The 6,146-nt window shown below is 70.4% G+C and carries 6 protein-coding genes; 4 read left to right on the forward strand and 2 right to left on the reverse strand.

Going from position 1 to position 6,146, the window contains the following annotated elements; genetic code table 11:
• Positions 1–144 precede the first annotated feature (144 nt).
• Together AB0J93_RS29995 and AB0J93_RS30000 are read left to right on the forward strand one after the other, a co-directional pair.
• A complete protein-coding gene (locus tag AB0J93_RS29995) occupies positions 145–1,473 on the forward strand; it encodes a M20/M25/M40 family metallo-hydrolase (protein WP_363925718.1) in 1,329 nt (442 codons plus the stop codon).
• A gap of 34 nt (positions 1,474–1,507) precedes the next feature.
• Positions 1,508–2,161, forward strand: coding sequence for a hypothetical protein (locus AB0J93_RS30000; protein ID WP_363925719.1), 654 nt, complete (start codon positions 1,508–1,510; stop codon positions 2,159–2,161).
• 240 nt (positions 2,162–2,401) lie between these two features.
• On the opposite strand, the gene AB0J93_RS30005 is transcribed toward AB0J93_RS30000, so the two are convergent.
• Both AB0J93_RS30005 and AB0J93_RS30010 read right to left on the reverse strand, forming a co-directional pair.
• Positions 2,402–2,593: a DUF5703 family protein gene (locus tag AB0J93_RS30005; protein ID WP_053655860.1), complete on the reverse strand. Its 192-nt coding sequence runs from the start codon at positions 2,591–2,593 to the stop codon at positions 2,402–2,404.
• Positions 2,594–2,648: 55 nt separating this feature from the next.
• Positions 2,649–3,620, reverse strand: a complete 972-nt coding sequence (locus AB0J93_RS30010) for an aldo/keto reductase (RefSeq protein WP_363925720.1) — start codon at positions 3,618–3,620, stop codon at positions 2,649–2,651.
• 139 nt (positions 3,621–3,759) lie between these two features.
• On the opposite strand from AB0J93_RS30010, the gene AB0J93_RS30015 reads away from it, so the two are divergent.
• Positions 3,760–4,812 (forward strand): LLM class F420-dependent oxidoreductase, encoded by a 1,053-nt coding sequence (locus tag AB0J93_RS30015; RefSeq protein ID WP_363925721.1) that lies wholly within the window; start codon positions 3,760–3,762, stop codon positions 4,810–4,812.
• Positions 4,809–5,645, forward strand: coding sequence for an undecaprenyl-diphosphate phosphatase (locus AB0J93_RS30020; protein WP_363925722.1), 837 nt, complete (start codon positions 4,809–4,811; stop codon positions 5,643–5,645). Before AB0J93_RS30015 ends, AB0J93_RS30020 begins: the two co-directional genes overlap by 4 nt.
• Positions 5,646–6,146 lie beyond the last annotated feature (501 nt).

A 6,146-nucleotide genomic window follows, 5' to 3' on the forward strand; every position in this document is an offset into this window, starting at 1 on the left:
CGGCCGTCAGGCCGGCGCTGCCGGTCACCAACCGGATCACGTCCCGGCGGAAACCGTCGATGTCGGCGCCGGACACGTCGGCTGGATCCGGCGCGGCCCGGTGAACGTTTCTGGCCACCCCACTAAGGCTGATATGAAGGCACGATGACGAGCGACGCCCACGCCGCCCTTCCCGCGCCGACCGACGAGGTCGTCGAGCTGTGCCGGGACCTGCTGCGCATCGACACCACGAACACCGGCGACAACGCCACCAGCATCGGCGAACGAGGCGCGGCCGAGTACGTCGCGGAAAAGCTCGCCGACGTCGGCATCACTCCGGTCATCCACGAGTCCGCGCCCGGCCGGGCAAACGTGATCGCCCGGATACCCGGCACCGATCCCAGCCGCGGCGCGTTGCTCGTGCACGGGCACCTGGACGTCGTACCGGCGGACGCCGACGAATGGTCGGTGCACCCGTTCTCGGGCGAGCTGCGCGACGGCTACCTGTGGGGCCGCGGCGCCATCGACATGAAGGACTTCGACGCGATGGTCCTGGCGGTGGTGCGGCACTGGCAGCGTACGGGGGTGCGCCCACCACGGGACGTCGTGCTCGCGTTCACCGCCGACGAGGAGGCGGGCAGCGAGTACGGAGCGCACTTCCTGACCACCCGGCACCGCGAGCTCTTCGACGGCTGCACCGAGGGCATCGGTGAGGTCGGCGGCTTCTCGTACACGGTGGACCCGTCGCGGCGGCTCTACCTCATCGAGACCGCCCAGAAGGGCATCGACTGGCTGCGGCTGCACGCCAAGGGCCGGCCCGGGCACGGCTCGATGCTGCACGACGACAACGCGGTCACCGCGCTGGCCGAGGCGGTGGCCCGGATCGGCCGGCACCGCTTCCCGGTGGTGGTCACCGACACCGTACGCGCCTTCCTGGAGGAGGTCTCCGAGGTCCTCGGAATCGAGCTGGACCCGGACGACCCGGAGGCCGCCATCGCCAAGCTCGGCCCGATCGCCAACATCGTCGGCGCCACCATCCGCAACACCGCGAATCCGACCCGGCTCGCTGCCGGTTACAAGGACAACGTCATCCCCGGCCGGGCCAGCGCCACCATCGACTGCCGCAGCCTGCCCGGCCAGTCGGAGCTGCTGGAGCGCCAGTTGCGCGAGCTGGTCGGCCCGGACATCGCCATCGAGTACGTCCAACGGCAGCCGGCGCTGGAGACCACCTTCGACGGCGAGCTGGTCGCGGCCATGGGCGCCGCGCTGCGGGCCGAGGATCCGGGGGCGCGGCCCGTGCCGTACATGCTCTCCGGCGGCACCGACGCCAAGGCCTTCTCGCAGCTGGGCATCCGCTGCTTCGGTTTCGCGCCGCTGCGGCTGCCGGCCGACCTGAACTTCTCGGCGCTGTTCCACGGCATCGACGAGCGGGTACCGGTTGACGGACTACAGTTCGGCGTGCGGGTTCTCGACCGGTTCCTGCGTACCTGTTAGACATCCTGGATTCTTCGTGAAGGGGACGCCTCACATGACCGACCAGCACGGTGAGCTGGACGCCGCTCTCGAGCGCGTGATCGAAGCGGCCCGCCACCATCTGGCCGCCGTCCGGGCCGCGCAGGGCCGGATCGACGACGACGACGTCTGGCAGGCGTACGTCGCGCTGAACAATGCGTCGTTCGCCTACGACGAGCAACTCATGGACGCCTTCGGCGAGGTCACCCCGTGGGACGTCGAGTCCATCGACCCGGACGAGGCCGATCAGCGTTTCGCCGGCGGCGAGGGCGTCGAGTCGACCGACCCGCACCCGCAGGTGATCTCCGTACGCCAGCGGCGCGACTACCGGGTGCCGAGCGTCTCCGCGCTGATCCGGATTGCCGAGGCGGCCCGCCGGGAGGGTGTACCCGGCGACGAGGAGGTGCCGCCGGTGGAGGGCGTCGGCGAGGCGGTGCTGGAACTGCTGCAGAGCGGCGACGGCTCACTCGGCGCGCTCGACGTGCCGGAGTTGGAGCCACTCGACGGTGTGGTGATGGTCAGCGAGGTCGGTACCCCGGTCGACCTGGAGTCGTTCGCCGACGACGACCCGGTCGGTCCGTTCCAGCCCGGCGCCGACGACCGTCTGGTCGGCCGCCTCGACGAGCACCCGTTCCTGGAACTGGACGACGAGCACGACCACGTGCACTGACAGCGTAGGCGCCCATCGGTCACCGGGCCGGCCGCAACGGTCGGCCCGGTGATCGCCGTCTGCGTGCTGTCGACCTTACGGCGCGGACGGATCGGTCAGGCGCGGACGGATCGGTCGGGACGAGAGCGAGACGACTCAGCTCGACAGCGCGCGAGGGAGACATGGTGTCTCCCGGGCCGGCGCCCATCTCCGGGCGGGCCACCTTATGGGGCGGCCGGCTGCCCGGCGCGCCGCCTACGGTCAGTACGACAGGCCCGGCTGCGGCTGGTTGACCCGTCGGCGGCGCAGCACCACCTGCCGCGTACCGTCGCGGAACAGCCGCACCCGGGCCAGCTCCCAGCCGGAGAACTCCGCTTGAATCGCCAGCTGCGCCGCGGCGGTCAACCGGTCGACGTTCGGCGGTAACCGCAGCGGCGCGTACTCGTAGTCCATGGGGCCTATGCTGCCCAGCCCGACCCCTGGCGCGCCACCCTTCACCGGGTGATGCTCAACCATCGCGCTCCGGATAGCCGACCTCCAGCGCCGAAACGTCGTCCAGCGCCGTGGTGATCTCGTCGGGCAGGGTCATCCGTTCCACCTGAAGCGCCCCGAGCAACTGCCCCGAGGTACGCGCGCCGAGGATCGGGGCGGTGACGCCCGGCCGATCCCGGATCCAGGCGAGCGCCACCTCCAGCGGGGAGACGCCGAGTCCACTCGCGGCCGTGGCCACCGCCTCCACGATGCTGGAGCAGCGCGGTTCCAGGTAGGTGGCGACAAATCGCTCGAAATGCGGCGACACCGCCCGGGAGTCCGCCGGTCGGCCGTGTCGGTACTTGCCGGTCAGCACGCCACGACCAAGCGGGGACCAGGGCAGCACTCCCAACCCGAGCGCCTCGCAGGCGGGCAGCACCTCCCGCTCCACCCCCCGCTCCAGCAGGGAGTACTCCACCTGGGCGGCCACCACCGGGGCCCGCCCGGGCCAGGCCGCCTGCCAGGCTGCCGCCCGGGCGGTCTGCCAGCCGGAGAAGTTCGACACGCCCACGTAGCGCACCCGGCCGCTGGCCACCGCGTGATCAAGTGCCGCGAGGGTCTCCTCCAGCGGGGTCTGCGGATCGTAGCCGTGCACCTGGAACAGGTCGACATGGTCGGTGCCGAGCCGTCGCAGCGAAGCGTCCAGCGTGCGCAGCAGGTGCCCACGGGAGCCGTCCCGGCGCCGGCCGCCGCCCGGCCGAAGCCCCGCCTTCGTCGCGATCAACAACTCCTCGCGGGGCACCAGGCTGCCCAGCAGCGAGCCGATCACCGACTCGGCGTCGCCGTCGCCGTACACGTCCGCGGTGTCGATCAGGTTGCCACCGGCGTCGAGGAAACTCTTCAACTGCGCGGCCGCGTCGTCGGCGTCGGTGTCCCGGCCCCAGGTCATGGTGCCGAGCGCGAGCCGGGAAACCGCCAGCCCGCTGCGGCCGAGCGGTCGCTGCTGCATGGGTGAACCTTATTTCGAACCGGGGCCGGACGGATATCCTCGCTCCCGTCGAGTCTGCCCGCGAATCGGGGTGAGCCGGTGATCGTCCCGGCCACCCACACCGCGTAACCTGATGCGACTGCGGATGGGGGAGGACTCTGTGCGACTCGGGCTAAGCCTCGGATACCAGACAGCGTGGAGCACGCCGGCCGATCACCTGGCCCTGGCTCAGGAGGCGGACCGGCTCGGCTACTCGGTGGTGTGGGCGGCCGAGGCATACGGCTCCGATTCGCCGAGCATGCTGGCCTGGATGGCCGGGCAGACCGAGCGAATCGACATCGGCAGCGCGGTGATGCAGATCCCCGCGCGGACGCCGGCGATGACCGCGATGACCGCAGCCACGATCGACTCGCTCTCCGGGGGGCGGTTCCGGCTCGGCCTGGGGGTGTCCGGCCCGCAGGTCTCCGAGGGCTGGCACGGCGTACGGTTCGGCAAGCCGCTGGCCCGCACCCGCGAGTACGTGGACATCGTCAAGCTGGCGGTGGGCCGTAAGGAGGTCGCCTACGACGGCGAGTTCTACACGCTGCCGCTGCCCGACGGCCCCGGCAAGGCGCTGCGGCTGGGCTTCCACCCGCCGCGCGAGCACATCCCGATCTACTTGGCCGCGGTGGGGCCGAAGAACCTGGAACTGGCCGGCGAGATCGCCGACGGCTGGTTGGCCGTCTTCTACGCGCCCGAGTTTGCGCAGGAGCAGCTCGCGGCGGTGCGCGCCGGTCGGGCCAAGGCCGGCAAGGAGCTGGCCGGCTTCGACGTGGTGCCGTCCGTGCCGGTCGTGGTCGGCGACGATCTGAACTCCTGCGCCGAGCTGGTCCGCTGGTACGCGGCGCTGTACGTCGGTGGCATGGGCAGCCGCCAGCAGAACTTCTACAACCAACTGGCCACCCGGATGGGCTACGGCGACGCCGCCCGCGAGGTGCAGGAGCTCTACCTGGCCAAGCGGCAGCGTGACGCTGCGGCCGCCGTGCCGATGGAGTTCATCGACCGGACCTCGCTGCTCGGGCCGAAGGAACGCATCGCCGAGCGGATGCGCGAGTACGCCGAGGCCGGCGTCACCACCCTGTCGGTGACCCTCTTCGTCGCCGACCGCGACACCGGTGTGCAGACCCTACGGACCGTGGCCGAGGCGCTGGACCTCTCGGGAGTCGGGGAGTGACCTGGATCGAAGCTATCGTCCTGGGCATCGTCCAGGGCCTGACCGAGTTCCTTCCGGTCAGCTCGTCGGGGCACCTGCGGATCACCTCGGCGATCTTCTTCGAACAGGACGCCGGAGCGTCCTTCACCGCGGTCACCCAGCTGGGCACCGAGGCGGCGGTGCTGCTGTACTTCGCCAAGGACATCTGGCGCATCGGCCGAACCTGGGTGGTCGGCATCTGGGACAAGTCCGTCCGTTCCAGCCTGGACTACCGCATGGGCTGGTACGTGATCGTCGGTTCCATCCCGATCGGCCTCTTCGGCTTCCTGTTCAAGGACCAGATCCGCGAGACCGCCCGCAACCTGTGGGTGGTGGCCACCACCCTGATCGTGTTCGCCTTCGTGCTCGCGTTCGCCGAGTACTGGGGACGGCAGACCCGTACCCTGCGGGACTTCCGGATGCGGGACGGCGTGGTGATGGGCTTCGCCCAGGCGCTGGCGCTCATCCCCGGTGTGTCACGCTCCGGCGCGACGCTCACCTTCGGTCTCTTCCTGAGCCTGACCCGGGAGACGGCGGCCCGCTACTCGTTCCTGCTGGCCATCCCGGCGGTGGTGATGTCCGGGATCTTCAGCCTGGGGGACGTCTTCGAACCGGCGGCACCCGGCACCTCGGTGCCCACCGTCGCGCAGATGGTCGTCGCCACGCTCATCGCGTTCGCTGTCGGCTACGCGGCCATCGCCTGGCTGCTGCGCTACGTCGCGCATCACACCCTCTACATTTTCGTGCTCTACCGGGTCGCGATCGGCACGCTCGTCCTGGCCCTGCTGCTGACCGGGACGATCAGCGCCACCTGAGCCTGAGTTATGCGGTGTCCGGTTTTCGGGTGCTTGCGGTTCGGGGCTGGGGGCGACCGTGCCCGGCTCCGGGCGGTCAGGCTTGATCCCTGCGCCGGGCACGGTCGCCCCCAGCCTGACCTGGTCGGCCGCCGTCCGGGTGGGCCAGCCCCGGGTGGGTTGGTCGGGCGTCTGTTGACTGCCTGGCCTCAGCCTGCTGCCTGCTGTCGTGCTTTCTGCTTAGCCTTCTGCCTTCTGCCTGCTGTTGGCTGCTGGCTTGTTGCCGGCTGTATTGATCTGTCTGCGGTCAGCCTGCTTCTTGGTGTGCAGATGCCGCTGGCCGGCACCCTGGTTCGGGTGCCGGCCAGCGGTTCTTGTTCCCCCTGTGGAGGAATGTCTTCGGTTGTGTTCCTCGGTCAGCTGGGGGGTCAGCTGTTCCAGTGTTGGGTGACGAGGTCGGCGGCCTGCTGTTCCCACTGGGCGTAGTGGTCGGGGTAGGCCGACACCTGCACGGTCTGCGCG

It is taken from the genome of Micromonospora sp. NPDC049374, assembly GCF_040677165.1.
Classification (GTDB): domain Bacteria; phylum Actinomycetota; class Actinomycetes; order Mycobacteriales; family Micromonosporaceae; genus Micromonospora.